The 25,750-nt window shown below is 71.4% G+C and carries 19 protein-coding genes; 10 read left to right on the top strand and 9 right to left on the bottom strand.

What is annotated here, in order from left to right; translation table 11 throughout:
• Nucleotides 1-84 precede the first annotated feature (84 nt).
• From FHT38_RS08605 to FHT38_RS08595, 3 genes are read left to right on the top strand one after another with little or no spacing between them, the layout of a single operon-like run.
• Nucleotides 85-1,620 (top strand): DNA-3-methyladenine glycosylase 2 family protein, encoded by a 1,536-nt coding sequence (locus FHT38_RS08605; protein ID WP_255488632.1) that lies wholly within the window; start codon nt 85-87, stop codon nt 1,618-1,620.
• On the top strand, nt 1,617-2,201 hold the full coding sequence (locus tag FHT38_RS08600) for a methylated-DNA--[protein]-cysteine S-methyltransferase (RefSeq protein WP_183491258.1): 585 nt from the start codon (nt 1,617-1,619) through the stop codon (nt 2,199-2,201). The genes FHT38_RS08605 and FHT38_RS08600 overlap by 4 nt, the downstream gene beginning before the upstream one ends.
• Nucleotides 2,198-3,088, top strand: coding sequence for a DMT family transporter (locus tag FHT38_RS08595; RefSeq protein ID WP_183491257.1), 891 nt, complete (start codon nt 2,198-2,200; stop codon nt 3,086-3,088). The genes FHT38_RS08600 and FHT38_RS08595 overlap by 4 nt, the downstream gene beginning before the upstream one ends.
• Here FHT38_RS08595 and FHT38_RS08590 read toward each other — a convergent pair.
• Nucleotides 3,051-3,641 (bottom strand): TetR/AcrR family transcriptional regulator, encoded by a 591-nt coding sequence (locus tag FHT38_RS08590; protein WP_183491255.1) that lies wholly within the window; start codon nt 3,639-3,641, stop codon nt 3,051-3,053. The two genes, FHT38_RS08595 and FHT38_RS08590, sit on opposite strands and share 38 nt — an antisense overlap.
• On the opposite strand from FHT38_RS08590, the gene FHT38_RS08585 reads away from it, so the two are divergent.
• A complete protein-coding gene (locus tag FHT38_RS08585) occupies nt 3,640-3,864 on the top strand; it encodes a hypothetical protein (RefSeq protein WP_183491253.1) in 225 nt (74 codons plus the stop codon). The genes FHT38_RS08590 and FHT38_RS08585 overlap by 2 nt on opposite strands.
• Nucleotides 3,834-5,117: an MFS transporter gene (locus tag FHT38_RS08580; RefSeq protein ID WP_183491251.1), complete on the top strand. Its 1,284-nt coding sequence runs from the start codon at nt 3,834-3,836 to the stop codon at nt 5,115-5,117. The genes FHT38_RS08585 and FHT38_RS08580 overlap by 31 nt, the downstream gene beginning before the upstream one ends.
• A 6-nt stretch (nt 5,118-5,123) precedes the next feature.
• Here FHT38_RS08580 and ligA read toward each other — a convergent pair whose 3' ends face one another.
• The 3 genes from ligA to FHT38_RS08565 all read right to left on the bottom strand — a co-directional run bounded on the left by ligA (nt 5,124) and on the right by FHT38_RS08565 (nt 9,196).
• Nucleotides 5,124-7,211 (bottom strand): NAD-dependent DNA ligase LigA, encoded by a 2,088-nt coding sequence (gene ligA, locus FHT38_RS08575; RefSeq protein ID WP_183491249.1) that lies wholly within the window; start codon nt 7,209-7,211, stop codon nt 5,124-5,126.
• Between the two features lie 83 nt (nt 7,212-7,294).
• Nucleotides 7,295-8,605, bottom strand: a complete 1,311-nt coding sequence (locus FHT38_RS08570; protein WP_255488631.1) for a hemolysin family protein — start codon at nt 8,603-8,605, stop codon at nt 7,295-7,297.
• A gap of 93 nt (nt 8,606-8,698) precedes the next feature.
• Nucleotides 8,699-9,196 carry a histidine phosphatase family protein gene (locus FHT38_RS08565; RefSeq protein WP_254783283.1) on the bottom strand — a complete coding sequence of 166 codons (498 nt, stop codon included), beginning with the start codon at nt 9,194-9,196 and terminating at the stop codon, nt 8,699-8,701.
• Nucleotides 9,197-9,406: 210 nt separating this feature from the next.
• Between FHT38_RS08565 and FHT38_RS08560 the strand changes: the two genes are divergently transcribed.
• Entirely contained in the window at nt 9,407-13,063 is a 3,657-nt protein-coding gene (locus tag FHT38_RS08560; RefSeq protein WP_183491245.1) for an ATP-binding protein, read from the top strand.
• Here the strand turns inward: FHT38_RS08560 and ligD are convergent.
• A complete protein-coding gene (gene ligD / locus FHT38_RS08555; protein WP_183491244.1) occupies nt 13,041-15,785 on the bottom strand; it encodes a DNA ligase D in 2,745 nt (914 codons plus the stop codon). The two genes, FHT38_RS08560 and ligD, sit on opposite strands and share 23 nt — an antisense overlap.
• A gap of 18 nt (nt 15,786-15,803) precedes the next feature.
• The gene (locus FHT38_RS08550) at nt 15,804-16,799 is read right to left on the bottom strand and encodes a Ku protein (RefSeq protein ID WP_183491242.1); all 996 of its coding nucleotides are present in this window, start codon (nt 16,797-16,799) and stop codon (nt 15,804-15,806) included.
• A 176-nt stretch (nt 16,800-16,975) separates the two neighbouring features.
• Between FHT38_RS08550 and FHT38_RS08545 the strand changes: the two genes are divergently transcribed.
• Nucleotides 16,976-17,680, top strand: a complete 705-nt coding sequence (locus FHT38_RS08545; RefSeq protein WP_183492426.1) for a phosphoribosyltransferase — start codon at nt 16,976-16,978, stop codon at nt 17,678-17,680.
• A gap of 121 nt (nt 17,681-17,801) precedes the next feature.
• On the opposite strand, the gene FHT38_RS08540 is transcribed toward FHT38_RS08545, so the two are convergent.
• From FHT38_RS08540 to smc, 3 genes are all read right to left on the bottom strand, one after another.
• Nucleotides 17,802-18,350 (bottom strand): hypothetical protein, encoded by a 549-nt coding sequence (locus FHT38_RS08540; RefSeq protein WP_147240736.1) that lies wholly within the window; start codon nt 18,348-18,350, stop codon nt 17,802-17,804.
• Between the two features lie 230 nt (nt 18,351-18,580).
• Entirely contained in the window at nt 18,581-19,684 is a 1,104-nt protein-coding gene (locus tag FHT38_RS08535) for a cell division protein FtsZ (protein WP_255488629.1), read from the bottom strand.
• A gap of 58 nt (nt 19,685-19,742) precedes the next feature.
• Entirely contained in the window at nt 19,743-23,255 is a 3,513-nt protein-coding gene (gene smc / locus FHT38_RS08530; RefSeq protein ID WP_183491240.1) for a chromosome segregation protein SMC, read from the bottom strand.
• A gap of 230 nt (nt 23,256-23,485) precedes the next feature.
• On the opposite strand from smc, the gene queF reads away from it, so the two are divergent.
• The 3 genes from queF (at nt 23,486) to dapC (ending at nt 25,704) form a co-directional block, all read left to right on the top strand.
• The gene (gene queF, locus FHT38_RS08525) at nt 23,486-23,917 is read left to right on the top strand and encodes a preQ(1) synthase (RefSeq protein WP_091725219.1); all 432 of its coding nucleotides are present in this window, start codon (nt 23,486-23,488) and stop codon (nt 23,915-23,917) included.
• A 34-nt stretch (nt 23,918-23,951) separates the two neighbouring features.
• Nucleotides 23,952-24,377: an SET domain-containing protein gene (locus FHT38_RS08520; protein ID WP_221213749.1), complete on the top strand. Its 426-nt coding sequence runs from the start codon at nt 23,952-23,954 to the stop codon at nt 24,375-24,377.
• A 64-nt stretch (nt 24,378-24,441) separates the two neighbouring features.
• Nucleotides 24,442-25,704, top strand: a complete 1,263-nt coding sequence (gene dapC / locus FHT38_RS08515; protein WP_183491238.1) for a succinyldiaminopimelate transaminase — start codon at nt 24,442-24,444, stop codon at nt 25,702-25,704.
• Nucleotides 25,705-25,750: the final 46 nt, after the last annotated feature.

The following is a 25,750-nucleotide window of genomic DNA, read 5'->3' as shown; positions in this document are numbered from 1 at the left end:
GCGCGCGGCCGGGCCCCGGCGGCCCGCAGGGACATGTCCGAAAACGGCCAGATCCGGCGCAGGCCGGCTCCTATCATCCTGGCCATGGACTTCCTCCTCGACCCCGACCACTGCTACCCCGCGCTGCTGGCGCGGGATGCGCGCTTCGACGGCCAGTGGTTCGTCGGCGTGACCTCGACCGGCGTGTACTGCCGGCCGATCTGCCGGGTGCGCACGCCGCGCCGGGAGAACTGCCGCTTCTTCCCGAGCGCCACGCTGGCCGAGGCCGCGCGCTTCCGCCCCTGCCTGAAGTGCCGCCCCGAACTGGCGCCCGCCGCACGCCCCTGGAGCACGATGGACGCCGCCGAGGTGCTGGCCCGCGAGGCGGCGCGCTGGCTCGACGAATGCGCGCCGGAAGAGGCCTCGCTGCCCGCGCTGGCCGCCCGCCTGGGCGTCAGCGAACGGCATGTGCGGCGCGTCTTCACCGCCGTGCACGGCGTGGCGCCGCTGCAGTACCTGCAGACGCGCCGACTGCTGCTGGCCAAGCAGCTGCTGACCGACACCCGGCTGCCGATCGCCGAAGTCGCCCTGGCGGCCGGTTTCTCGAGCCTGCGCCGCTTCAACGCCGCCTTCCAGGAGCATTACCGCCTGAGCCCGACCGCGCTGCGCAAGGGCGGCGCCGAGGCCGAGGGCGCCCGGCCCGAGCGCGCGGCGGAGACCACCGAACTGCGCCTGGACCTGCGGCCGCCGCTGCTCGGCACCGAGCTGCTGCGCTTCCTGGCCGCCCGCGCGGTGCCTGGCGTGGAGCAGGTCGACGTGGCCGGCTTGTCGCTGGCGCGCAGCGTGCGGCTGACGCGGGCGGGCCAGCCCGACCTGCTGGGCTGGGTGGCGCTGCGCCTGAGCCCGGACGGCGCCGAGCGCCCGCAGGTGCGGGTGTCGCTGAGCCCCTCGCTGTGGCCGGCGATCGCGACGCTGATGCCGCGGCTGCGCCGCTGGCTGGACCTGGACGCCGACCCGCAGGCGATCGCCGCGGCGCTCGGCGAGACCCTGGGCCCGGCCGCCGAAGGCCTGCGGCTGCCGGGCTCGCTGGACCGCTTCGAGCTGGCGATCCGCGCGGTGCTGGGCCAGCAGGTGACGGTCGCCGCGGCGCGCACCCTGGCGACCCGCCTGATCGCGCGTTTCGGCGAGCCCCTGCCCGAGGCCGCCGATGCGCCGCCCGGCGTGACGCATGCCTTCCCGACGCCCGCCACGCTGGCCGCCGCGACGGTGGACGAGATCGCCACCCTGGGCATGCCCGGACGGCGCGCGCAGGCGCTGATCGACCTGGCGCGTCACTGGCCGACGCTGGCCTTCGCGCAGGGCCGCGGCACGGTGGAGGACGCCATCGCCGAGCTGGCCGCCCTGCCCGGCCTGGGCCCCTGGACCGCGCACTACATGCTGATGCGAGGCTGGAGCTGGCCGGATGCCTTTCTGCCGGGCGACGTGGTGCTCAAGCAATGCCTGGAGCAACGCGCCGGGCAGCCGTTGCGACCGCGCGAACTGGTCGCCGCCGCCGAGCATTTCGCCCCTTACCGCAGCTACGCCGTGTTGCAACTGTGGCGGGAAGCCGCGCTCAAACCCCGCAAAGGAACCACGCCATGAAGACGTCCACCGTCACGCACACCGCCTGGACCGAGGCCGACACCCCGCTGGGCCGCCTGCTGATCGCCCGCAATGCCCAGGGCCTGTCGGGCCTCTGGTTCGAGGATCAGAAGTACCACCCCGGCACGATCGACGCGCCCCGTGACGACGCCGATCCGCTGCTGCGCGAGACCGTGGCCGCGATGACGGCCTACTTCGCCGGTCGCGACGCGGCCTCGACGCCACCGCCGCTGCCGCCGATGGCACCGGCCGGCACCGCGTTCCAGCAAGCCGTCTGGCGCGCGCTGCTGGACATCCCGTCCGGCCTCACCGTGACCTATGGGGAACTGGCCGCGCGCCTGGGCCGGCCGGAGGCGGTGCGCGCGGTCGCGGCGGCGGTCGGGCGCAATCCGGTGTCGGTGCTGATCCCGTGCCACCGCGTGCTGGGCGCAGACGGCAGCCTGACCGGCTACGCAGGCGGGCTGCATCGCAAGGAGGCCCTACTGACAATCGAGGGCGGTCTTCCGGCTACGCTTCGCCCCTCGCCGTCCGGCCCGCCGGCACGGCGCCACGACAACAACACACCAGGGGTATCCGCGTGAAGCGAAGCGATCTGATCGAACTGCTCGTCCTGGCCGCCATCTGGGGCGCGTCCTTCCTGTTCATGCGGCTGGCCGCGCCGGAGTTCGGCGCCGTGGCCACCGCGGCGGTGCGCGTCGCCGGCGCGTCGCTGTTCCTGCTGCCGCTGCTGGGCCTGCGCGAGGGCCTCGGCGACCTGCGTACCCACTGGAAGGGCCTGCTGCTGGTGGGCGTGCTCAACAGTGCCTTCCCGTTCGCGCTGTTCAGCTATGCCGCGCTGTCGATCAACGCCGGCCTGTCGAGCATCCTCAACGCCACCACGCCGATGTGGGGCGCGCTGGTGGCCTGGGCCTGGTTCGGGCAGCGCCTGGACGGCTCGCGGATGCTGGGCCTGGCGCTGGGCTTCGCCGGCGTGGTCCTGCTGGCCTGGGACAAGGCCTCGTTCAAGCCGGGCGGCAGCGGCTTCGCGATCGTCGCCTGCCTGATCGCCGCGCTGAGCTACGGCGTCGCCGCCAGCGCCACCAAGCGCTACCTCACCGGCGCGAGCCCGCTGGCCGTGGCCACCGGCAGCCAGTTCGCCGCCGCCCTGCTGCTGGCCGCGCCGGTCTGGTCGATGCGACCGGCCGCGATGCCCAGCGCGCACGCCTGGGGCGCGGTCGCGCTGCTGGCGCTGCTGTGCACCGGCGTCGCCTACATCCTGTTCTTCCGCCTGATGAAGCGGGTGGGGCCGACCAACACGATCTCGGTGACCTTCCTGATCCCGGTCTTCGGCCTGCTGTGGGGCTGGATCTTCCTGGGCGAGACCCTGAGCGCCAGCATGGCCGCCGGTTGCCTGGTGGTGCTGCTGGGCACCGCGCTGGCGGTGGGCGTGCTCAGGCTGCCTTCGACGACGCCGCCAGCGACGTCCTGAGGATCCGCTCCGACAGCCCCGGCGCCGCGCCCGCGCAGGCCCGGGCCAGCACCAGTCCGCCGACCATGGTGGCCAGCAGCCCGATCGCGCGGGCCTCATCCTCGGCGGTCGGCGTCTCGACCACCGTGCCATCGGGCCGGTGAGTCGCCAGTTCGTGGACATAAGCGCCGATGCCGGCGCTCATGGACTCGCGCAGCAGGCCGCCCTCGCGCGCCGCGTCCACGCCCAGCGCCGCCATCGGGCAGCCGCCGCCCGGCGCATCGCGGTGCGCGGCGCTGAAGTAGCGCTTCAGGAACGGCCCCAGGTCGCCATCGTGCTTCTCGAGCTGCGTCGCCAGCCGGGACAGCGAGGCCTCGAAGGCCTGGTCGCAGGCCTCGGCCGCGAGCTCTTCCTTCGACGCGAAGCGCCCATAGAAGCCGCCGTGCGTGAAGCCGGCCTCGCGCGAGATCTCCGCCAGACCGACGCCGGCGATGCCGCGTTCCCGATACAGCTTGGACGCCGCGTCGACCAGCGCCTGGCGGTTGGCGGCCGATTGCTCTTTGGTGACTTTCATGATGCTCGGCATTGTAGGAAGCGCGCTCGGCCAGCGCGGCGACGGCACGCCGGAATCCTCGATTTTGAGTAGGGGCATCATTAAATCTGCGCTCGACTTCGGGAAGGCCGATACCATGCCGGCCATCATCAAAAACCGTCCCGACGGCGCCCCTTGGCGGCCCGGCGCGGACGCCGGTACCGAAGGAACCGCATGCCCGCCGCCGCCCTGTTCCACCGCCTGACCCATCGCGGTCTCCATTTCAGCTGGGTGATCGCCGGGCTGACCTTCCTGACGATGCTGTTCATGTCGGCCGCGCTGGGCCTGCCCGGCGCGATGCTGCAGCCGCTGGCGCAGGAATTCGGCTGGTCCACCAGCCAGATCTCGTCGGCCCTGGCGCTGCGCTTCGCGCTGTTCGGCCTGATGGGGCCGTTCGCGGCGGTGCTGATGGAGCGCTTCGGCGTGCGGGCCGTGGTCAGCGTGGCGCTGGCGCTGGTCGGCGGCGGGATGCTGATGGCCGGGCTGGTCACGCAGCTCTGGCACCTGGTCGTGCTGTGGGGCGTGGTGCTGGGCCTGGGCAGCGGCATGACCGCGCTGGTGCTGGGCGCGGTCGTCTCCAACCGCTGGTTCGCGTCCCGCCGGGGACTGGTCATGGGCATCCTGACCGCGAGCGCGGCGACCGGCCAGCTGATCTGCCTGCCGGTCGCCGCCTGGATGATCGAGCGCTGGGGCTGGCGCGCGCCGCTGCTGCCGCTGGCCGTGCTGTGCCTGGGCGTGATGGCGCTGGTGCTGCTGTTCATGCGTGACCGGCCGTCGGACCTGGGGCTGGCGCCCTATGGCGCCGAGCCGGCCTCGGCGACCCCGGCACCGGCCGCCCCCGCCGCGGCCGCCGTGACCTGGCGTACGCCGTTCGTCGCGCTGCGCGAGGCGTCGACGCAGCCCACCTTCTGGCTGCTCTTCGGCACCTTCTTCATCTGCGGGCTGTCGACCAACGGCCTGGTGCAGACGCATTTCATCTCGCTGTGCGGCGACTACGGCCTGGCGGCGGTGCCGGCGGCATCGGTGCTCGCGATGATGGGCGTGTTCGACTTCATCGGCACCATCGCCTCGGGCTGGCTGAGCGACCGCTACGACGCCCGCAAGCTGCTGTGCTGGTATTACGCGCTGCGCGGGCTGTCGCTGCTGTGGCTGCCGAGCGCGGAGTTCACGCTGTACGGGTTGTCGCTGTTCGCGGTGTTCTACGGGCTGGACTGGATCGCCACCGTGCCGCCGACGGTGCGCCTGACCGCCGAGCGCTTCGGCGCGGCGAAGGTCGGCATGGTGTTCGGGTGGATCTTCGCCGGCCACCAGATCGGCGCCGCGGTGGCCGCGTACGGCGCGGGACTCAGCCGCAGCCTGCTGCTGAGCTATGCGCCCGCGCTCTACGTGGCGGGCGCCGCCTGCCTTCTGGCGGCGGGCATGGCGATGACGATCCGGCGCCGGACTGCGGCAGGCTGATGGCCCTCACCCCTCCCCGGCCAGCAGCGCCTGCAGCCCTGCCTCGTCGAGGATGGTCACGCCGAGCTCGCGCGCCTTGTCGAGCTTGGACCCCGCCTCCTCGCCCGCGATCACGTAGCTGGTCTTCTTCGACACCGACCCGCTGACCTTGCCCCCCGCGGCCTCGATCAGCTCCTTGGCCTCGTCACGCGACAGCGTCGGCAGCGTCCCCGTCAGCACCAGCGTCTTGCCCGCCAGCGGCTGCGGTCCCGCCGGCGCGGCGACGGCGCCATCGCTCTCGGGGAAGCTCACACCCGCGGCGATCAGCTGCGCGACGACCTCCCGGTTGTGCGCCTCGGCGAAGAAGGCCGCGATGCTCCTGGCGACGATCGGCCCGACGTCCTTCACCGCGAGCAGCTGCTCCTCCGTCGCGTTCATCAGCGCATCCATGTTGCCGAAGTGCTTCGCCAGGTCCTTGGCCGTGGTCTCGCCCACCTGCCGGATGCCCAGCGCGAAGAGGAAGCGCGCCAGCGTCGTGTGCTTGCTCTTCTCGAGCGCGTCGATCAGGTTCAGCGCACTGCGGTCGCCCATGCGCTCCAGCGCGGTGAGCTTGGCCACGCCGAGCTTGTAGAGCCCCGGCAGGCTCGTCACGAGGCCGCCGTCGACGAGCTGGTCGACCAGCTTGTCGCCCAGGCCCTCGATGTCCATCGCGCGGCGGCCGGCGAAGTGCAGCATCGCCTGCTTGCGCTGCGCCGGGCAGAAGATGCCGCCGCTGCAGCGGTGGTCGATGCCACCCTTCTCGCGCACCACGTCGCTGCCGCAGATCGGGCAGTGCCTGGGCATGCGGAAGTTGGGCACGTAGCGCGCGCGCCTGGCGTCCACCTTGCCGACGACCTCCGGGATCACATCGCCGGCGCGCCGGATGATCACCTGGTCGCCGACGCGGATGCCCTTGCGACGCATCTCGAAGAGGTTGTGCAGCGTCGCGTTGCTGACCGTCGTGCCGCCGACGAAGACCGGTTCCAGCTTGGCCACCGGCGTCAGCTTGCCGGTGCGCCCGACCTGGATCTCGATGCGGTCCAGCTTGGTGACCTGCTCCTGCGCCGGGTACTTGTGCGCGACCGCCCAGCGCGGCTCGCGCGACACGAAACCGAGCCGCCGCTGCAGCTCGCGGCTGTTGACCTTGTAGACGACGCCGTCGATGTCGAAGGGCAGCGCGTCGCGCTTCTCGCCGATCTCGCGGTGGAACTTCACCAGCCCTTCGGCGCCGCGCACCACCGCGCGGTCGGCGTTGACCGGCAGCCCGTAGGACTGCAGCGCGTCCAGCATCGCGCTGTGCGTGGCGGGGATGTCCCAGCCGCGCGTCTCGCCGATGCCGTAGGCGAAGAAGCTCAGCGGCCGCTGCCGCACCAGCGCCGGATCGAGCTGGCGGATCGCCCCCGCCGCCGTGTTGCGCGGATTCACGAAGGTCTTCTCGTTGTTGGCGCGCTGCCGCTCGTTGAGCTTCTCGAAATCGTCGCGGCGCATGTAGGCCTCGCCGCGCACCTCCAGCACCTCGGCCTTGGCGCCGTCGCCCCGCAAGCGCAGCGGGATCTGCTGGATCGTGCGCACGTTCTGCGTCACGTCCTCGCCGGTCTCGCCATTGCCGCGCGTGGCGGCCTGCACCAGCACGCCGCGTTCGTAGCGCAGGCTGATCGCCAGGCCGTCGAACTTGAGCTCGGCCGCGTACTCGACGGGCGCGGCCTGCTCGCCAAGGTCCAGTTCCCGACGCACGCGGGCGTCGAAGTTCTCGGCCCCGCTGGCCTCGGTGTCGGTCTCGGTGCGGATGGACAGCATCGGCACCACGTGCCGCACCGGCTCGAAGCCTTCCAGCACCGCGCCGCCGACCCGCTGCGTCGGCGAATCCGGTGTCAGCAGCGATGGATGCGCGGCCTCGATCGCCTGCAGTTCCTGGAACAGCCGGTCGTACTCGGCATCGGGCAGCGCGGGCGCGTCCAGCACGTAGTACAGGTGGGCGTGATGGTGCAGCTGGTCACGGAGTTCGCCGGCGCGGACGGCGGCCTGGTCGAGGGGAAGCGAAGCCGCGGAGGCAGTGGAAGCGGGCTGGGCAGTCATCCGCGCATTGTGGCGCAGGCCGGTCGCGCGGCCGTTGGTCAGGCCGTCCCTGGACACGCTGCCGGAGGGCCGGCGGCCGGGGGTCAGGCGCCCGTGTCGGTCGCCGGCGGTGCCGCGCGGGCGATCATGACCTGGTCGACGCGGTGGCTGTCGACGTCGACGACCTCGAAGCGCCAGCCGTGCCATTCCACGACGTCGGTCCGCTTGGGGATGCGCCGCAGCATCACCATCAGGAAACCGGCCAGCGTGTCGTACTGGCCCGGGTGCGGGAAGTCGTCCACGCCCAGCGCGCGCTGCACGTCCGGGATCGGCGTGATGCCGTCGGCCAGGAAGCTGCCGTCGTCGCGGCGGATGATCTGCTGCTCCTCCTCGTCGGTGGAGACCAGCGAGCCCATCACCGTGCTCATCACGTCGTTCAGCGTGATCACGCCCACCACCAGCGAGTACTCGTTGACGATGACCGCGAAGTCCTCATGTGCCTGGCGGAACTGGGTCAGCACCTCGGCCAGCGTCAGCCGGTCCGGCACGATCAGCACCTTCTTGACCAGCGCCGGCTCGGCGCGCAGCGAGATCACCTCGCCGCGCAGCACGCGCTGAAACAGGTCGGTCGCGTCGACGTAGCCGACCACCTGGTCGATCTCGCCATCGCAGACCAGGTAGGTCGAGTGCGGCGAATCCGCGATCCGCGTGCGCACCAGCGCCTCGTCGTCGTCGAGCGAGAAATAGACGACGCGCTCGCGCGAGGTCATCGACGACTCCACGGTGCGGGTCTCGAGCTCGAGCACGTTCTCGATCACCTGCTGCTCCGCGGCCGCGACGACGCCGGCCTGCTGGCCCGCGGCGGCCATGGCGAGGATGTCGTCATGGGTGATGGTGTTGTCCGGCGTCATCGGCCGGCCGAGCAGCCGCAGCAGGCCGTCCGTGACCAGGCCCAGCGCCCAGGCGACCGGCCGCAGCAACACGGTCAGGAACAGCATCGGCCGGATCAGCGCCAGCGCGACGCGCTCGGGTTCGTTCATCGAGAGCCGCTTGGGCAGCAGGTCCGCCAGCACGACGAACAGCGTCGTGACGCAGCCGAAGGACAGCGCGAAGGCCACGCGCTGCGCGGTATCGATGTCGATCAGCGGCCGCAGCAGCGATTCGAAGTGGGGCGTCAGCGCGCCCTCGCCGACCACGCCGGCCAGGATGGCCAGCGTGTTGACGCCGATCTGCACCACGGTGAAGTAGTGGCCGGGCTGCTCCTGGACCTTCAGCACCTGCGCGGCCCGCGGGTCGCCCTCGTCCGCCATCTGCCTGAGCTTGAGCCGCCGCGACGCGGCCAGCGACAACTCCGCCATCGAGAAGAACGCGCTGGCGGCGATCAGCAGGAAGATGAGGAACAGGCTGGAACTCAAGGCAGCTTTCGCAGTGGGCAAGCCGCCAGTGTAGCGGGCGCCCCTGCCCCGGCGCCCCGGCGCGAAGGCGCGGCAACGAGGGCCGGCGGCGCATCACGGCAGGTCCGGCGAACGCACCGCCACCACCAGCACGCCGGGCCGGTCGCGGGCGTCGCGCTCGCAGCGCAGCCACCAGACACCGCCCTTGCGCAGCCGCCAGGGCGTCGTGTCCGCGAGCCGGTCCAGCGGCACGCCGCCGACCAGGTGGGCGAGCGCCAGTCCCAGCGTCGGCTGGTGACCCACGACCATCACCGGGGCCGTCGCCTCGGCCCAGCCGGCGGCCTCGAGCAGCGCCCGCACGTCCCGCTTGGGCGCGAGCGCGTCGCTGGACACGACCTTGCGGCGCAGGTCCTGGACCGTCTGGCGCGTGCGCACCGCCGGGCTGACCAGCACGCGGGTGTCGCGCGGCAGGTGCCGGTCCAGCCAGTGCGCCATCTCGCGGGCCTGGCGTTCGCCGCGGCCGGTCAGCACTCGCGACAGGTCGTCCATGCCGGGCGCGGCGTCGGCGGCCTCGGCGTGGCGCCACAGGATCAGGTCCATCGAATCGGCCATCGGGCGGGGCTCTCCAGCGCAGGGTGCGGGTGCGGATCGGATGCGGATGCGGATGGATGGCAGCGGCAAGCGCCGCTCCCAGCACCGCCGGTTCGCGTCCCCCATCGCCGTGGCGCTCCCCGCCGTCCAGGCAGGGCCGATGCGGGTGCGCCGCTTGCTAGGCGACGCCTAGACTCGACTGCCCCTGTCCCGACAAGGGAATTCCTGCCGATGCCTGTTCTGCCCGCCGGTCCCGCCGGTATGCCCCCCGAGGGCCGCAACGACGCGGCCGCACTGGTGCCCTCCTCCCCGCCGCAGCCCGGTGCACCGGCCGCGCCGCGCCGCGAGCACTTCCTGGACGGCGGCGGCGAGATGGGCGCGCGCATGCGGGCCCTGGACTGGACCCGCACGCCGCTCGGTCCGCCGGACGGCTGGCCGCGCGCGCTCAAGACGGTGCTGCGGATGATGCTGGACTCCCGCTACGCGATGTGGCTGGCGTGGGGCCCGGAGATGACCTTCTTCTGCAACGACGCCTACCTGCCGACGCTGGGCCTGAAGCGCGAGTGGGCGCTGGGCGCGCGCTCCGAGCGGGTCTGGGCCGAGGTCTGGGACGCCGCCTACAGCCGCATCCGCCATGTGCTGAGCACCGGCGAGGCGACCTGGGACGAAGGCCTGCTGCTGTTCCTGGAGCGCAGCGGCTTCCCGGAGGAGACCTATCACACCTTCTCCTACAGCCCGGTCCACGACGACGAACTGCGCGTCAACGGCATGTGGTGCGTGGTCACCGAGGTCACCGACCGCGTGATCGGCGAGCGCCGCTTGCGGGTGCTGAAGGACCTGGCCACGCGCACCGTCGGCGTGGAGCAGCAGGACGACGTCGCGCGGCGCTCCTGCGAGGTCTTGTCCGACTACCCGCTGGACCTGCCCTTCACCGCGCTGTACCTGACCGAGCCCGGCGGACAGTGGGCGCGCCGCGCCGGCTGCACCGGACCGCTCGCCCACGACGCGGCCGGCGAGGCGTCGCATCGCGGCGCCGCCGAGGCCTTGCCCGAGCGGCTCGACCTGGTCGATCCGCCCGACGGCTGGCCGCTGCGCGCGCTGGTGGACGGCGCGCCGGCGCAGGACCTGCCGTCGATGGCGGCCCTGGGCGTGTCGCTGCGGCTGCCGGAGTGGCCGGAGCCGCTCGAGCGCGCGGTCCTGCTGCCGCTCAAGAGCGCCGGCCGCGAGCCGGCCGGTTTCCTGCTGGCCGGCGTGAGCCCGCGCCGGCCGCTCGACGAGGCCTACCGCAGCTTCCTCAACCTGGTCGCGGGCCAGCTCGCGGCGGCGCTGGCCGATGCCTCGGCCTACGAGGCCGAACGACGCCGCGCAGAGGAGCTCGCCCAGTTGGACCGCGCCAAGACGGCCTTCTTCTCCAACATCAGCCATGAGTTCCGCACGCCGCTGACGCTGATGCTGGGCCCGCTCGAGGACCTGGTGACCGCGCCCGACCTGAGCGGACCGCAGCGCGAGCGCCTGGCCCTGGTGCTGCGCAACGCGTCGCGCCTGCAGCGCCTGGTGAACACGCTGCTGGACTTCTCCCGGATCGAGGCCGGCCGCGCGCTGGCACGCTTCGAGGCCACCGACCTGGCGGCGCTGACGCGCGACCTGGCGAGCACCTTCCGCTCCGCCATGGAACGCGCCGGACTGGCCTTCGAGGTCGACTGCGCGCCGCTGGACCAGGCGGCCTGGGTCGACCGCGAGATGTGGGAAAAGATCGTCCTGAACCTGCTGTCCAACGCCTTCAAGTTCACCCTGCGCGGGCAGGTCACGGTACGCCTGCGCGGCCAGGGCCATGACCCGCGGCTCGCGGTGCTGGAGGTCGCGGACACCGGCGCCGGCATCCCCGCGGAGGAACTGCCGCGGGTCTTCGAGCGCTTCCATCGCGTGGCCGGCGCCGAGGGCCGCACCCACGAGGGCTCCGGCATCGGCCTGGCGCTGGTGCAGGAGCTGGTCAAGCTGCACGGCGGACGGATCGAGGCCTCCAGCGTGCAGGGCGAAGGCTCGCTGTTCCGCGTGCTGCTGCCGCTGGGCCGGCAGCCCGCATCGCCTGCGCGGGCGGGCGGATCGGCGCCGCTCCCCGTCGCCGCGGCGGCCACCACGACCGGCGCCAATGCCACCGCCAATGCCGTCACCACTGCAGCCGCTGCTGCCACCGCCATTACCACGGGCGTGGCCACCACGACTGGCGCTCGCGCTTTCGTGGAAGAGGCGTTGCGCTGGCTCCCGGCGCCCGAGCCGGTGGGCGAAGGCGAACCGGGCCGCGTCCAGGCGGGCGGTTGGGCCTCGGCCGACCCACGTTTCGCGGAGACCTTCGGCGCGCGGGTGATCGTGGCCGACGACAACGCCGACATGCGGGCCTACCTGCGCGACCTGCTGTCGCCCTGCTACGCGGTGGAACTGGCGGCCGACGGCCTGGAGGCGCTGGAGGCGGCGCGGCGCGAGCCGCCGGACCTGGTCCTCAGCGACGTCATGATGCCGAAGCTCGACGGCCTGGCGCTACTGGCCGCGCTGCGCGGCGACGCGCGGCTGGGCGGCGTGCCGGTGGTGCTGCTGTCGGCCCGGGCCGGCGAGGACGCCCGCATCGAGGGCCTGGATGCCGGCGCCGACGACTACATGATCAAACCCTTCTCGGCCCGCGAGTTGCTCGCGCGGCTGGGCGCGCTGCTGGAACTGCGCCGGATGCGGCAGGCGGCGGAAGCGGCCTTCCGGCTGCGGACGGCGCAGTTCGAGACCCTGCTCAATGCCGCGCCGATGGGCGTCTTCCTGGTCGAGCACGACGGCACGGCGCTGCGCATCCGCGAGGCCAATCCGACCGGGCGCGCCACCTTCGGCGATCCGCCGGACCTGATCGGCTCGCGCTTCGATGCGCAGGTCGAGCGCCAGTGGGGCCACCCGCTGGCCGACCAGATCCTGGCGCTGTTCCAGCGCACCCTGGAGACCGGCGAGCCGTACCACACCCCGGAGTTCGTGCAGGAGCGCAGCGACCTGGGCGTGACCGAGGCCTACGAGTGGCAGATCAGCCGCATCCCGCTGGCCAGCGGCGCGCCGGGCGTCGTCTGCTACTACCGCGAGATCTCCGCCCACCTGAGGGCGCGGCGGCGGCTGGAGGCGGCGGATCGCCAGAAGGACCAGTTCCTGGCGATGCTGGCCCACGAGCTGCGCAACCCGATCGCGCCGATCCGCAGCGCCGGCGACGTGCTGAGCCGGCTGGGCCTGCCGGACGAGCGCTCGCGCAAGATGGTCGACATCATCCGGCGGCAGGTCGAGACGCTGACCCGGCTGGTCGACGACCTGCTCGACGTGTCGCGCATCACCCAGGGCCGGGTGGAACTCCAGCTCGGGCCGGTGCTGCTGCCCGAGGTCATCGCCCAGGCGGTGGAGACGGTGGAGCCGCTGATGCGGGAGCGCCAGCACCGGTTCTCGGTGACGGCCGGCGGCCCGCCGCTGCGAGTCTGGGGCGACCAGGCCCGCTTGATCCAGTGCGTGGCGAACCTGCTGACCAACGCGGCCAAGTACACCGACCCGCTGGGCCGCATCGAGCTCTCGCTGCGCGAAGAGCGCGGCCCCGACGGCGCCCCGGGCCAGGCGCTGATCACCGTCAGCGACGACGGCATCGGCATCCCGCCCAGCCTGCAGCTCACCATGTTCGACCTGTTCGTCCAGGGCGACCGCACCCTCGATCGCTCGCAGGGCGGGCTGGGCATCGGCCTGTCGCTGGTCAAGCAGCTGATCGGCATGCATGGCGGCCAGGTCGGCGTGCACAGCGAGGGCAGCGGCACCGGCGCCCGCTTCGAGCTGCGCCTGCCGCTGATGGACGCCAAGGCGCTCAGGGCAGTCCCAGCAGCTTGAGGCCGCGCGTCAGCGTCTGCCGCGTGCCCCAGTAATCCTGCCAGGGATCCTGCTTCTGGAAGCTGAGCCGGTCGCGCGCGTTGGCGATGGTCCAGTGGTCGGCGCGCTTGAGCTCGCCCAGCTCGTCCCAGTCGATCGGCATCGACACGCCCAGACCGGGCCGCGCGCGGGCCGAGAAGGCGCAGGCGGTGGTCTGCCCTTCCCCGTTGCGCAGGTAATCGGGAAAGATCTTGCCGACGCGGTTGCGCGGGCCGCTCTTGGCCGAGAACTTCTTCGGGAAGGTCTCGGCCAGGTGACGCACGACGGCCTGGCTGAAGGCCTTCACCGTGGCGTGGTCGTGGCGCCGGTCGAGCGGCACCACCACATGCAGGCCCTTGCCGCCGCTGGTCTTGAGCCAGCTCAGCAGGCCCAGTTCCTTGAGCAGCGCGCGGGTGATGCGCGCCGCCTCCACCACCGCGCCGAAGGCCACGCCCTCGCCGGGATCGAGGTCGACGATGAGCCGGTCCGCGCGGTCGAGCCGGTCGTCCTGCGCGTTCCAGGTGTGGAACTCGATCGCGTTCATCTGCGTCATCTGCATCAGCGCCGCGGCGTCGGGGATCACGATGAGCTCGTCGCCCTCGACATGCTTCTGGAAGAACAGCTGGCCCTCGATGCCGTCCGGCGCCCGCACGATCGCCACCGGCCGGCGGCCCAGATGCGGCTGCATCCATTCGATGACGCTCTCGTAGTAGCGGACCAGCTCGATCTTCGTGTGGCCGGTGGAGGGATCGATCACCCGGTCCGGATGCGTGATGCGCAACTGGCCCGATGGCGCGGCAGCGATGGCCGACTGCTGGCCCTTCGCTGCCGGTGAAGCGCGCTTGGCAGCCTGCGCCGATCGGCTCGGCTTCTCCGCCTTCTCCACCTTCCCCGCCTTTTCTGCGCTCTCCGCCTTCGCGGCCTTGTCTGCCTTCACGGCTTTGCCTGCCTTCCCGGCCGCGCTCGCCGCGTCCGACTTGCCCGCCTTCGTGCCCTTGGCCGCCGGCGCGGGCTTGACCTCCTCGGCGGGCTTCGCCGATTCGCGGCCCACGTCGCGCGGCGCCTTGTCCACGCGCACGCCCTGGAACGAGGCGTGACGGACATGCCCGTCGGGCGTCCACTCGGCGAAGGCGACCTCGACCACCACCGTCGGTTTCACCCACCGGGCCACGCCGCCGCTGCGGCCGCTGAGCTTGGCCCAATGGCTGCGGGCGATCGTGGCCTCGTCGAAATGCGGCTGCTTGACCTCGATCGCCGCCAGCTGCCCGTGCAGCTCGCCGGCGAGCTTGAGCGACCAGCCCGTGCCCACGCGGCCCGCGTACCGCAGCGTGCGGCCTTCGTAGTAGCCCAGCAGCAGGCTGCCGAGCGCCTTCGCGCCGTCGGACCGGTCGGTGAAGCCGACGACGACGAACTCCTGCCGCTGCTGGCACTTCAGCTTGATCCAGGCGTCGCTGCGCGCGGACACGTAGCTGCTGTCGGGGCGCTTCAGGATCAGCCCCTCGAGCCGCATCTGGCAGGCCGCGGCCAGCATCTCCTCGGGCGGCACCGCGAAGTCCTCGCTGAAGCGCAGCGGCCCGTCCTCCTGCCCCGCCATCAGCGCGCGCAGCACCGCGCGGCGGTCCCGCAGCGGCACCTCGCGCAGGTCGTGGCCGTTGAGGAAGGGCACGTCGAAGAGGAAGTAGACGAGGTCCGCCTGCGCGCGGCGCTTCGGATGGCCGATCGCGTTCTGCAGCAGGTTGAAGTCGGGCGCGCCGTCGTCGCGCAGCACGACGATCTCGCCGTCCAGCCAGCCGTTGTCCAGCCCCAGGCCGGCGACGGCCTCGGCCAGCGTGCCCAGGCGATCGGTCCAGTCGTTGCCGCCGCGGGTGATCAGGCGCACCTTGCCCTTGTCGACCCGCGCCATCAGGCGGTAACCGTCGAACTTGGCCTCGGCGATCCATTCGCCGGGCGGCGTGGCGCTCACCAGCGTCGCGAGCTGCGGCGGCAACTCGGCCGGCAACCGCGCCTTGCGCGCGCGGCTCAGGTCCGGGGTGACGGCGGCCGCGTCCGCTTCACCGGCCTCGCGCTCCTCGATCAGCCCCAGCGGATGCTGGATCACGCTGTCGGGCAGCGCGAGGGTGACGTCGTAGTCCGCATGCGCGCGCTCGCGGCCGTCGTGCTTCTTGATCAGCAGCCATTGCTCGCGCTTGGCGGCATCGCGGGAGGTCCGCACCAGCTGCCACAGTCCCGCCAGCTTCTGTCCATGCAGGCGGAAAACCAGCTTGCCGTCGCGCAGGCCCTGCGCCGGATCGCCCTCGGGCTCCCAGGTGCCGTTGTCCCAGACGATGACCTCGCCGGCGCCGTACTGCCGCGGCGGGATGGTGCCCTCGAAGCCGCCGTAGGACAGCGGATGGTCCTCGACATGGATCGCCATGCGGCGCTCCTTGGGGTCGTAGGACGGTCCCTTGGGCACGGCCCAGCTCAGCAGCACGCCGTCGAGTTCCAGCCGGAAGTCGTAATGCAGGTGACTGGCCCAGTGCTTCTGGATGACGAAGGACAGCGCCTGCGGTCGCGCCGCGCGGCGCGGGGCGGTGCCGCTTCGCCGGCCGCGGGCGGCACGCGCGGACGCGGCGTCGTCCGGGGTGTCGTCCGGCTCGGGCGTGATGCGGAAGTCCCGCTTCTGGCGGTAGCGGGACAGCGGGTCCTGGCGGGTGGCGCTGGGCATGGCGGATCGGCGCCGGCCTCAGGCCGACTTCTTCCTGGACTTGCCACCCAGGCTGCGCTTGAGCAGCTCGGTCAGGTCGACGACGTTGCCGCCCTCCTCGCCCGCCTCGGGCGCGGCCTCGAGCGGCGTGACGGTCTCGGTCTCGCCCTCCTCGACCTTGCGCGCGATCAGGTCGCGGATCGCGGCGGTGAACTCGTCGTGGTAGTCCTCGGGATGCCAGTCGCTGCTCATCTCGTCGATCAGCTGCCGGGCCATCTGCAGCTCGCTGGGCTTGAAGCCGTGCGCGGACTTGCCTTCGGCGGGCAGGTTCAGGTCGTCGCAGGGGCGGATCTCGTTGGCCCAGCGCAGCATGCCGATCATCAGCGCCGGTCCGGCGGGCAGCAGCGCGGCCAGGTGCTCCTTGCTGTGGATCACCAGCCGCGCGATCGCGATCAGGCCGGCGTCCGACATCGCCTCGCGCAGCAGCGCGTAGACCTTGCCGGACTTGCCGATGGGCTCGAGGTAGTACGGCTTCTCCAGGTAGACGAAGGACACCTGCGTGGCCGGCACGAAGGTCTCGATCTCGATGGTCTGCGTGGTGGTGGGATAGGCCTTGCGGATCTCGTCGTCGGAGACCAGGACGTAATCGCCGTTGTCCTGCTTCACGCCCTTGACGATCTGCGTCTTGTCGATGTCCTTGCCGGTGCGCTTGTTGATGCGCTTGTAGCCGACCGGATCCATGCTGCGCTTGTCCAGCCAGTCGAAGTCGACGCGCTGGTCGCGCGAGGCGGGATACAGCGACACCGGCACGTGCAGCAGGCCGAAGCTGATGGCGCCCTTCCAGATCGCACGCCGGGCGGCGGGCGCGTCGTCGCTGTCGCCGCGCGCCGCGCCGCGTCCCGAGGACTTGCCGTGCGCGGCATGGTCGGCATTCGAGGCGCGCGTGCGACGCGCGCCCGCGCCGGAGCGACCGGACGCACGCGGCGGCGCCTTGCGAGTGGTGCGGGTCGTGGAGGAAGAGCTTCGAGACGGCATGGGGACCTCGGCGGGGCAGCGTCCTGGGAATGCCGGAGCGGCAAATGACGCGCCCGAGCCGGCGGGCCGCGGCGGGCACCCGGCTTGCTCTGAACTGGGGATGGAAACAGCGTCCCTGCGAGACCACCATGACCCCGGAGACCCACGCCATGCTGCCTGTCCGCCCGTCCCCCGAGATGCCCGATGCGGCGACGCATGCCGCGCCGTCGACGGCCGCGGGGCGTCGCTTCGCTGACCGGCGCGACGCGGGACGCGAACTGGCGCTGCGGCTGGCCGCCTATGCGCACCGGGACGACGTGACGGTGCTGGCGCTGCCGCGCGGTGGCGTGCCGGTGGCGGCGGAAATCGCGCGGGCGCTGGACGCGCCGCTCGACATCCTGGTGGTGCGCAAGCTCGGACTGCCCGGCCAGCCCGAGTACGCGATGGGCGCGATCGCGTCGGGGGACGTACGGGTGCTCAACACGCAGGTGATCCAGCAGCTGGCGATCAGCTACTCGGCCATCGACATCGTCACGCGGGCGGAGATGCGTGAGCTGCACCGGCGCGAGCGGCTCTACCGCGGCGACCGGCCGATGCCGGCGATCGAGGGTCGGCAGGTGATCCTGGTCGACGACGGCATGGCCACCGGGGCCACGATGCGCGCGGGCGTGCAGGCGCTGCGCGACCTGCAACCGGCACGCATCGTGGTGGCGGTGCCGGTCTCGGCGGCTGAAACCTGCCACCTGATCTCGCAGGACGCGGACGAGGTCGTCTGCGGCCAGACGCCGGAGCGCTTCCGCTCGGTTGGGCAGTGGTACGAGACCTTTGAGCAGACGACGGATGAAGAGGTGCGGCGCCTGCTGGCCGTGGCAGCGGAGTCCGCCACCATGGCGAAGACTTAAGGCTGAGCACTCGGATGCTGATACGCGCGGATCAACACGACACTGCCGGGATCCACCAACTCCAGGTCGAGGTCCCGACCGTTGAACGGAGGGACGCGGAATGACGAATTCGCGAGTTGCATCAAGTCCTCCGATGCTGCAGTTCGTCCTTCACCGCGCCCAGGACGGCGCCCAGCCGGAACTGGTCCGGCTGGAGCATGAGCCATGACGCCTCGGGGTCGGGCATGACGTCATAGAGACGATGTCCAAGCAGTACCTCCAGCGGCGTTGTCCAGGCGAGCATGCGGGTGGGCGTTCGAAAGAACGATGCGATATCACGATTGCCCATGAAGGCGGTCCCCGCGTCGATGGCCCGGTAGAAGGCTCCCAGTACTTGGCTCAGCGGCATCCCCGCCACGCCCTCCAACCCTTGGAAGAGGCCATACAAGGGTTGGGGTCGCGACGCATCCAGGATGCTGAACAACTGTCGAGCCTCTTCCAGCGCCGCAACGGCTTCAGGTTGCACCTTGAGCAAGGCTGCCAGTTGCGCCCGGGTCCCATATGTCGCGGCAATGAAGAAAACGCGCTGGTCGACCTCAGGGGCGGGGTCATTGGGCAACGTGAGCGCGTTGCAGCCGCTGGCGACCAGCCACGGGCGTGGTTTTGCGGCCGCGAGTCCTTGAACTTCCATTGCTTCATAGCGCCTCGTTACCGAGGCCGCGTCCATCAACACAGAGGTCCACCACTGTGCCGATCGCGCGTCCGTCACACGATGACCGAAATCCCTGCCAACCGAGTCCATGCCTAGAAGAACGCGCAGTCACGCCCACTCGAACTTGTGGGCGACGCCGCCATGCGGCGCTCCCATGCAAACGGGCGCCCGAGGGCGCCCGTCTTCGTCGTCGGCGAGAACCGCCGGAATCAGCTGAACAGCCGCCGCGCCACCGGACTGCCTGCCGCGAGGTCGCGCGCGGCCAGCGACTTGTAGAGCTCCGCCAGTTCCTGCCCGATGGACTGGAACGCATGCAGGTTCAGGACCTGGTTGCGGTCGTCGCAGATGTCGGCCTCGAAGTCGCGCGCCAGGTTGCGCGCCGATTCCTGCCAGGTCGCGAACGGCTCCAGCGCCTCCGGCGTCTGCAGCACGTCCAGCGACAGCGTCAGCTCGCGCAGCGACGAGGCCTGCGGATCGTCCGCCAGCGCCGCCTGCGCATCGAAGTTGAGCGTCAGCAGCGGCGGCGCGCCCTCCTCGGCCGACGGCAGCACCAGCCGGCCCGGCATCGCGCCCGGCACGAAGCCGTGGCGCAGCGCGCCCTGCTGCACGAAGCCCAGGGTCCAGGCCGCGCCGCGCGCGCGCAGCATGATCGCCAGCTGCGCGTCGTGGCTGGCCGCGAACTGGTCGAGCTCGCGCGCCCGCGCCACCACGTCCAGCATGTCGGGGAACTCCGGCATCGCGCCGATGCCGTCCGCGAAACCCTGGATCTTCTGCACGAACTCCGAGTACTCGATCTCGTTGAGCGCGCCGCTGCGGTTGGCCATCTGCAGCCCCGCCTGGAACTCGCCGTAGCGCTGGCCCGGATGCGGCAGCTCCCACTCGCCGCTGTCCGCGTTCAAGCCCTCGATCTGGAAAGGCTTGGTCCCGGCGCGCCGGCTGCCCGGCAGGTGCGACAGCGCCATCTCGCCGCTCACCGGCGAGTCCGGCGCCAGCGTCGCGATCGCGTCGATCAGCGCATCGATGCGGGTCGAGGCCTTGCGCGTGCGGGCCACCGCCGGGACGGTCTCGTCCAGCGTCCGCAGGTCCGGCAGCGGCTCCCCGTCGGCGGCGCCGTCCAGCGTCACCGGCGCCTGGCCCGGCGCGGCACCGCCGGCGCCCAGGCTGGGCTCCTGACGGTCGCCCACCGGCGCGAGCGGCTCCGCGCGTCGCGGCCCCGCCTTGCGCGCGCTCCACCAGCCCTGCGCCAGCAGCCCCACCAGCACCACGCCGCCCAGCGCGGCCAACAGCGTCGTCAGGTTCCAGTCCGTCGTCATCGCTCGTTTGCTCCTGCGGCCTCGCGCGCCTCGTGCGCCGCGATCACCGTCGTCATCCTCATTGCTCGGCCATCGCCAGTGCGGATTCCATGTCCACCGCCACGATGCGCGACACGCCCTGCTCCTGCATCGTCACGCCGATCAGCTGCTTGGCCATCTCCATCGCGATCTTGTTGTGGGAGATGAACAGGAACTGCGTGATCTTGCTCATCTCCGACACCAGCCGCGCGTAGCGCTCGGTGTTGGCGTCGTCCAGCGGCGCATCGACCTCGTCCAGCAGGCAGAACGGCGCCGGATTCAGCTGGAAGATCGCGAACACCAGCGCGATCGCCGTCAGCGCCTTCTCGCCGCCCGACAGCAGATGGATGGTCGAGTTCTTCTTGCCCGGCGGCTGCGCCATCACCTGCACGCCGGCGTCCAGGATCTCGTCGCCGGTCATGACCAGCTTGGCCTGGCCGCCGCCGAAGAGGCTCGGGAACATGCGGCCGAAGTGCTCGTTGACCTGGGTGAAGGTGGCGCCCAGCAGGTCGCGGGTCTCCAGGTCGATCTTGTGGATCGCGTCCTCCAGCGTGGTGATCGCGCTGGTCAGGTCGGCGAACTGCGAGTCCAGGAAGGTCTTGCGCTCGCGCGCCGCGCCCAGCTCGTCCAGCGCCGCCAGGTTCACCGCGCCCAGCGCCGCGATGTCGCGGTTGATGCGGTCGATCTCGCCCTGCAGCCCGTACAGCTTCACGCCGCCTTCCTCGATGCCCTTGGCCAGCGCCTCGAGGTCGACGTTCTGCGCCACCAGCTGCTCCATGAACTGCTGACCGCCCAGCGCGGCGGCCTGCTCGTCGAGCTGCAGCCGGGTGATGCGCTCGCGCAGGGGATCGAGCGCGCGTTCGATCGTCATGCGCTGCTCCTCGCTGCGCTTGAGGCGCTGGCTGAGGTCGTCGTAGTTGGCGCGCACGAGGGCCAGCGCCTGCTCGCGCTCCATCTTCAGCGCCAGCGCGTCCTGCAGCCCGGCCTGCGCCGCGGCGTCGTCCAGTTCGGCGCGCTCCTGCGCCATGTTCTGCACCGTCTGCTCGTTGACCTGCACCTGCTGGCGCGAGGTCTCGATGCTGCGCTGCAGCTCGCCGCGCTTGGCCGCCAGCGCACGGGCGCTGAACACCGCCTCCTGCGCGCGCCGCTCCAGCACGCGCTGATGCTCGCGCGCCTCGGTCAGCTTGCGCTCGGCGTTGATCACCGACTCGTCGAGCTCGGCGTGCTTCTCCTGCGTCGTCGCGAGCTGCAGGTCCAGCTCCTCGAAGCGCGCCTCGCCCTCCATGCGGCGCTCCATCAGCGCCTCGGTCTGGGCGTCGATCTCGCCCAGCTCGTCATCGAGCTGAGTGCGGCGCGCGACGGCGGCCTCGGTCTGCTGCGCCAGGCGCAGCAGCTCGACCTGCAGTTGATGGGCACGGGCCTGCGTCTCGGAGGCTTCGCGCCGCACCACCGCCAGGCGCTGCGACGCATCGGTGTAGACGGCCTCGGCGCGGACCGCCTGGGCGCGCGACTCGTCGGCGATCAGCGTCTGCGCGCGCTGCTCGCGCTCCAGGTTCTCGATCTCCTGCGCGCGCGCCAGCAGGCCGGCGGTTTCGGAGTCCGGCGCGTAGAAGCTGACCGCGAACTGGCTCACCGCGTGGCCCTCGCGGGTCATGATGAGTTCGCCGTGGCTGAGCTTGGGGCGCTGCGCCAGCGCGTCCGCGATGGACTCCGCGGTGTAGATGCCCTCGAGCCAGTCGTTCATCAGCGCCTTCAGGCCGCTGGACTCCAGCTTGAGCTGGTCGGTCAGCGGCGGCAGCGCGCGATGCGTGTTGGCGATGTCGCCGCTGGGCAGCGAGTAGAACGCCAGCCGCGCCGGCGGCGGATCGGACGCGAAGGCCTGCACCGTCTCCAGCCGGCCCACCGCCAGCGCGCCCATGCGCTCGCGCATCGCCGCCTCGAGCGCGTTCTCCCAGCCCGGCGTGATATGCAGCTGCGTCCACAGGCCCTTGATGTCCTGCAGCCCATGCTTGGCCAGCCAGGGCTTGAGCTTGCCCTCGGTCTGCACCTTCTCCTGCAGCGCCCGCAGCGCGGTCAGCCGCGCGACGATGTCGGTCAGCTTCGCGGCCTGCTGCTGCGATTCCTGCTGGGCCTGCTGGCGCGCCTCGTCGGCGGCAGGCGCTGCTTCCGCGAGTTCCGCCAGCCGCGCGTCGGCCACCGCCTGTTGCTCGTCGGCGGCGACGGACAGCCGCTTCACCTCGTCGAGTTTGTCGTGCTGCGGCGCGGCCAGGCCTTGGCGTTCCTGAGCGAGGCGCTCGCGGCGGCCGCGCAGGCCCTTGAGCTGCTCGTCGACGCTGCGGCTTTCCGCCGCCAGCACCTGGATCTGTTGCTGCACCTGCGTGACCTGGGTGCGCTGCTCGTTGGCGCGCGCCTGCGCGGCGCGCACCTGGTCCTCGACCTCGGGCAGCTTCATCGCCTGGTCCTCGGCCTGGGCGGCGAGGATCTCGCTCTGCTCCTCGGCCTGCGCGATCTGGGTGGCGACGTCATCCAGCTCCAGCTGCGCCTGCTCGGCGCGCTCCTGCCACTGCTGGTTCTGCGCCTGCAGTTCGACCAGCCGCTGCTCCAGCCGCTGGCGGCCCTCGACGACGTAGCGGATGCGCTCCTCGAGCCGGCTGACCTCCATCTGCGCCTCGGCCATGCGGCCCTGCGCCGCATGCAGCTCGTCGCCGGCGCCGTAGTGGGCCTGGCGGATGGTCTCGAGTTCGGCCTCGAGCTGGCGGAGCTCGGCCATCTTGGCCTCGAGCGCGTTGACCGCCTCCGCGTGCTCGGTCTTCACTCGCGTGGCCTCGCCGGCCGCGTCGCGGTGCTTCAGGAACCACAGCTGGTGCAGCTTCAGCGTGCCCTGGTCCTGCAGGTGGCGGTAATTCGCGGCGACCTCGGCCTGGCGCTCCAGCTTCTCGAGGTTGCTGTTGAGCTCCCGGAGGATGTCCTCGACGCGGGTCAGGTTCTCGCGCGTGTCCTTGAGGCGGTTCTCGGTCTCGCGGCGGCGCTCCTTGTACTTGGAGACGCCGGCGGCTTCCTCGAGGAACATGCGCAGTTCCTCGGGCTTGGATTCGATGATCCGGCTGATCGTGCCCTGGCCGATGATGGCGTAGGCACGCGGCCCCAGGCCGGTGCCCAGGAACACGTCCTGCACGTCGCGCCGGCGCACCGGCTGGTTGTTGATGAAGTAGCTGGACGTGCCGTCGCGCGTCAGCACGCGCTTGACGGCGATCTCGGTGAACTGGTTCCACTGGCCGCCGGCTCTCGCGCTGGTGTTGTCGAACACCAGTTCCACGCTGGAGCGGCTGGCCGGCTTGCGGTTGCCCGAGCCGTTGAAGATCACGTCCTGCATGGACTCGCCACGCAGTTCGCTGGCCTTGCTTTCGCCCAGCACCCAGCGCACCGCATCCATGATGTTGGACTTGCCGCAGCCGTTGGGGCCGACCACGCCGACCAGCTGGCCGGGCAGCTGGAAGTTCGTCGGATCGGCAAAGGACTTGAAGCCCGAGAGCTTGATCGAGTTCAGTCGCATCGGGGTGTGATCACCGGGCCGCCACAGCCTGCGCGTGATCTAAGCCTTTGATTTGATTGTGGAAACGCCCCTTGACGGGGCGCTCGATTCGCGGCGGATGATACCATCGCGCCCTTCGTCTTTTCCCCAGCCCCATGGCCAAGAACCCCTCCGCCAAGCCGGCCGCCAAGGCCGGCGCCAAGGCCGCCAAACCGACCGCCAAACCCGCCGTCGCGCCCAAGATGCGCGAGATGCCGCCCAACCCGCCCAGCCGGCCCAGCAAGGAGATCCACGTCTTCCCCAACCCGGCCCCGGAGCGCGACTACGTCATCCAGTTCCAGATCCCCGAGTTCACCTGCCACTGCCCGCTGACGGGCCAGCCGGACTTCGCGCACTTCACGATCGACATGATCGCGGACCAGTACTGCGTCGAGCTCAAGAGCCTGAAGATGTACTTCTGGAGCTACCGCGACGAAGGCGCGTTCCACGAGAAGGTGACCAACACCATCCTCGAGGACATCGTGAAGGTGACCAATCCGCGCTTCATCCGCATCACCGCCAAGTGGTACGTGCGCGGCGGCATCTACACCAACGTCGTGGCCGAGCACCGCAAGAAGGGCTGGAAGCCGCTGCCGGCGGTGGACCTGCCGGCGCACGGCTTCGAGACCGGCCTGCTGCGCTGATCCGCGCCTCGCATCCCGCACCAGGTCCCGCCGGATGGCCCTCGCCTACGACAGCGCCACGCAGTTCGTCGCGGTCGCGCTCAAGCGCAGCCGCATCGACGGCTACGGCGTGTTCGCCGCCGAGGACATCCCCGCCGGCACGCGGCTCGGATTGCTGACCGGCGAATCGATCACGGTGGCCGAAGCCCGGCGCCGCGCGCAGGAAAGCCGCCGGCTGATGCTGGTGGAGCTCTCGCCGGCGCGGGCGATCGACGCCAGCCGCTCGCAGGACGCGATGCGCTTCACCAACCACAGCTGCCGGCCCAACGCCCGCATCCAGGTCGAGGACGGCGAGGTCAGCTTCTTCGCGACCGAGGACCTGCGCCCCGGCGACGAGATCACCGTCGACTACGGCGTGACCCACCACGAGGGCCGTCTGCCCTGCCGCTGCGGCGCGCCCGGCTGCCGAGGCTCGCTCTGAGCGTCAACCCAGCGTTGTCCAGCCGAGTACGGCCGCCGCGAGGGGCCCGCCTATGATTCCGCGCATGAGCACGTCCCCCGCCTCGCCCCTGGCCGATCCCGCGACCCCTCCCCCGGTCAACCCGCGATTGGCGCTCCTGAACCCCTACCCCTTCGAGCGCCTGCGCGCCCTGACCCAGGGCATCGTCCCCAACCCCGATTACCGCCCCATCTCGCTGGGCATCGGCGAGCCCAAGCATCCGGCGCCCAAGCTGGTCGAGGACGCGCTGATGGCCAACCTGAAGGGCCTGTCCAGCTACCCCGCCACGGCCGGCGAGCCCAGGCTGCGCGAGGCCATCGCGGGCTGGCTGCAGCGTCGCTACGCGCTGAGCCTGGATCCGGCCACGCAGATCCTGCCGGTCAACGGTTCGCGCGAGGCGCTGTTCGCACTGGCGCAGGTCGTGATCGATCCGAGCCGCCCGGGCGCGACCGTCGTCTGCCCGAATCCGTTCTATCAAATCTATGAAGGCGCCGCGCTGCTGGCCGGCGCCACGCCGGCCTTCGCGAACTCCGACCCGGCGCGCAACTTCGCCGCCGACTGGTCGCAGATCGACGACGCCACCTGGGCCCGCACGCAACTGCTCTACGTCTGCTCGCCAGGCAATCCGACCGGCGCGGTGATGCCGCTGTCGGAGTGGCAGACGCTGTTCGAGCTCAGCGACCGGCACGGCTTCGTGATCGCCTCGGACGAGTGCTACTCCGAGATCTATTTCCGCGATGGCCCCGACGCCGCGCCGCTGTCGGGCCTGCAGGCCGCGGTCCAGCTCGGCCGGCCGGACTTCCGCAACCTCATCGCGTTCACCAGCCTGTCCAAGCGCTCCAACGTGCCGGGGATGCGCTCGGGCTTCGTGGCCGGCGATGCCGCCTGGATCAAGCGCTTCCTGCTCTATCGCACTTACCACGGCTCGGCGATGAGCCCGCTGATCCAGGCCGCCAGCATCGCCGCCTGGAACGACGAGGCCCACGTGATCGAGAACCGCGCGCAGTACCGCGCCAAGTTCGCCGCGGTCACGCCGCTGCTGGCCGACGTGCTGGACGTCGCCCTGCCCGACGCGGGTTTCTACCTGTGGGCGGCGGTGCCAGACGGTAACGATATTGGCTTCGCCCAGGGCCTGCTCGCTCAATACAATGTCGGCGTTCTGCCCGGCAGCCTGCTGGCCCGAGACGCCCACGGCCTCAACCCGGGCGCCGGCCGCATCCGCCTGGCGCTGGTGGCCGGACAGGCCGAATGCCTGGAAGCCGCCCACCGCATCGTCTCCTTCGCGAAGCAACTCAAGACCTCCGCCTGATCCGTCCCGCCGCGCGGCACCGCGCGTGCCGCCGGACGTGTCCCAC

Source organism: Mitsuaria sp. BK041 (assembly GCF_014193085.1).
Classification (GTDB): Bacteria; Pseudomonadota; Gammaproteobacteria; order Burkholderiales; family Burkholderiaceae_C; genus Roseateles.
The sequence above is the reverse complement of the archived record's forward strand: the minus strand, read 5'-3'. Positions and strand labels throughout refer to the sequence as shown.

Bases quoted from the DNA above. Each gene is read 5' to 3' on its own strand.
- FHT38_RS08600 (WP_183491258.1), top strand. From the start codon at position 1,617: ATGAAGACGTCCACCGTCACGCACACCGCCTGGACCGAGGCCGACACC.
- ligD (WP_183491244.1), bottom strand. From the start codon at position 15,785: ATGCCCAGCGCCACCCGCCAGGACCCGCTGTCCCGCTACCGCCAGAAG.
- FHT38_RS08580 (WP_183491251.1), top strand. From the start codon at position 3,834: ATGCCCGCCGCCGCCCTGTTCCACCGCCTGACCCATCGCGGTCTCCAT.
- FHT38_RS08535 (WP_255488629.1), bottom strand. From the start codon at position 19,684: ATGACGACGGACTGGAACCTGACGACGCTGTTGGCCGCGCTGGGCGGC.
- FHT38_RS08560 (WP_183491245.1), top strand. From the start codon at position 9,407: ATGCCTGTTCTGCCCGCCGGTCCCGCCGGTATGCCCCCCGAGGGCCGC.
- FHT38_RS08550 (WP_183491242.1), bottom strand. From the start codon at position 16,799: ATGCCGTCTCGAAGCTCTTCCTCCACGACCCGCACCACTCGCAAGGCG.
- FHT38_RS08605 (WP_255488632.1), top strand. From the start codon at position 85: ATGGACTTCCTCCTCGACCCCGACCACTGCTACCCCGCGCTGCTGGCG.
- dapC (WP_183491238.1), top strand. From the start codon at position 24,442: ATGAGCACGTCCCCCGCCTCGCCCCTGGCCGATCCCGCGACCCCTCCC.
- FHT38_RS08520 (WP_221213749.1), top strand. From the start codon at position 23,952: ATGGCCCTCGCCTACGACAGCGCCACGCAGTTCGTCGCGGTCGCGCTC.
- smc (WP_183491240.1), bottom strand. From the start codon at position 23,255: ATGCGACTGAACTCGATCAAGCTCTCGGGCTTCAAGTCCTTTGCCGAT.
- ligA (WP_183491249.1), bottom strand. From the start codon at position 7,211: ATGACTGCCCAGCCCGCTTCCACTGCCTCCGCGGCTTCGCTTCCCCTC.
- FHT38_RS08590 (WP_183491255.1), bottom strand. From the start codon at position 3,641: ATGAAAGTCACCAAAGAGCAATCGGCCGCCAACCGCCAGGCGCTGGTC.
- queF (WP_091725219.1), top strand. From the start codon at position 23,486: ATGCCGCCCAACCCGCCCAGCCGGCCCAGCAAGGAGATCCACGTCTTC.
- FHT38_RS08540 (WP_147240736.1), bottom strand. From the start codon at position 18,350: ATGGAAGTTCAAGGACTCGCGGCCGCAAAACCACGCCCGTGGCTGGTC.
- FHT38_RS08545 (WP_183492426.1), top strand. From the start codon at position 16,976: ATGCCCGATGCGGCGACGCATGCCGCGCCGTCGACGGCCGCGGGGCGT.
- FHT38_RS08585 (WP_183491253.1), top strand. From the start codon at position 3,640: ATGATGCTCGGCATTGTAGGAAGCGCGCTCGGCCAGCGCGGCGACGGC.
- FHT38_RS08565 (WP_254783283.1), bottom strand. From the start codon at position 9,196: ATGGCCGATTCGATGGACCTGATCCTGTGGCGCCACGCCGAGGCCGCC.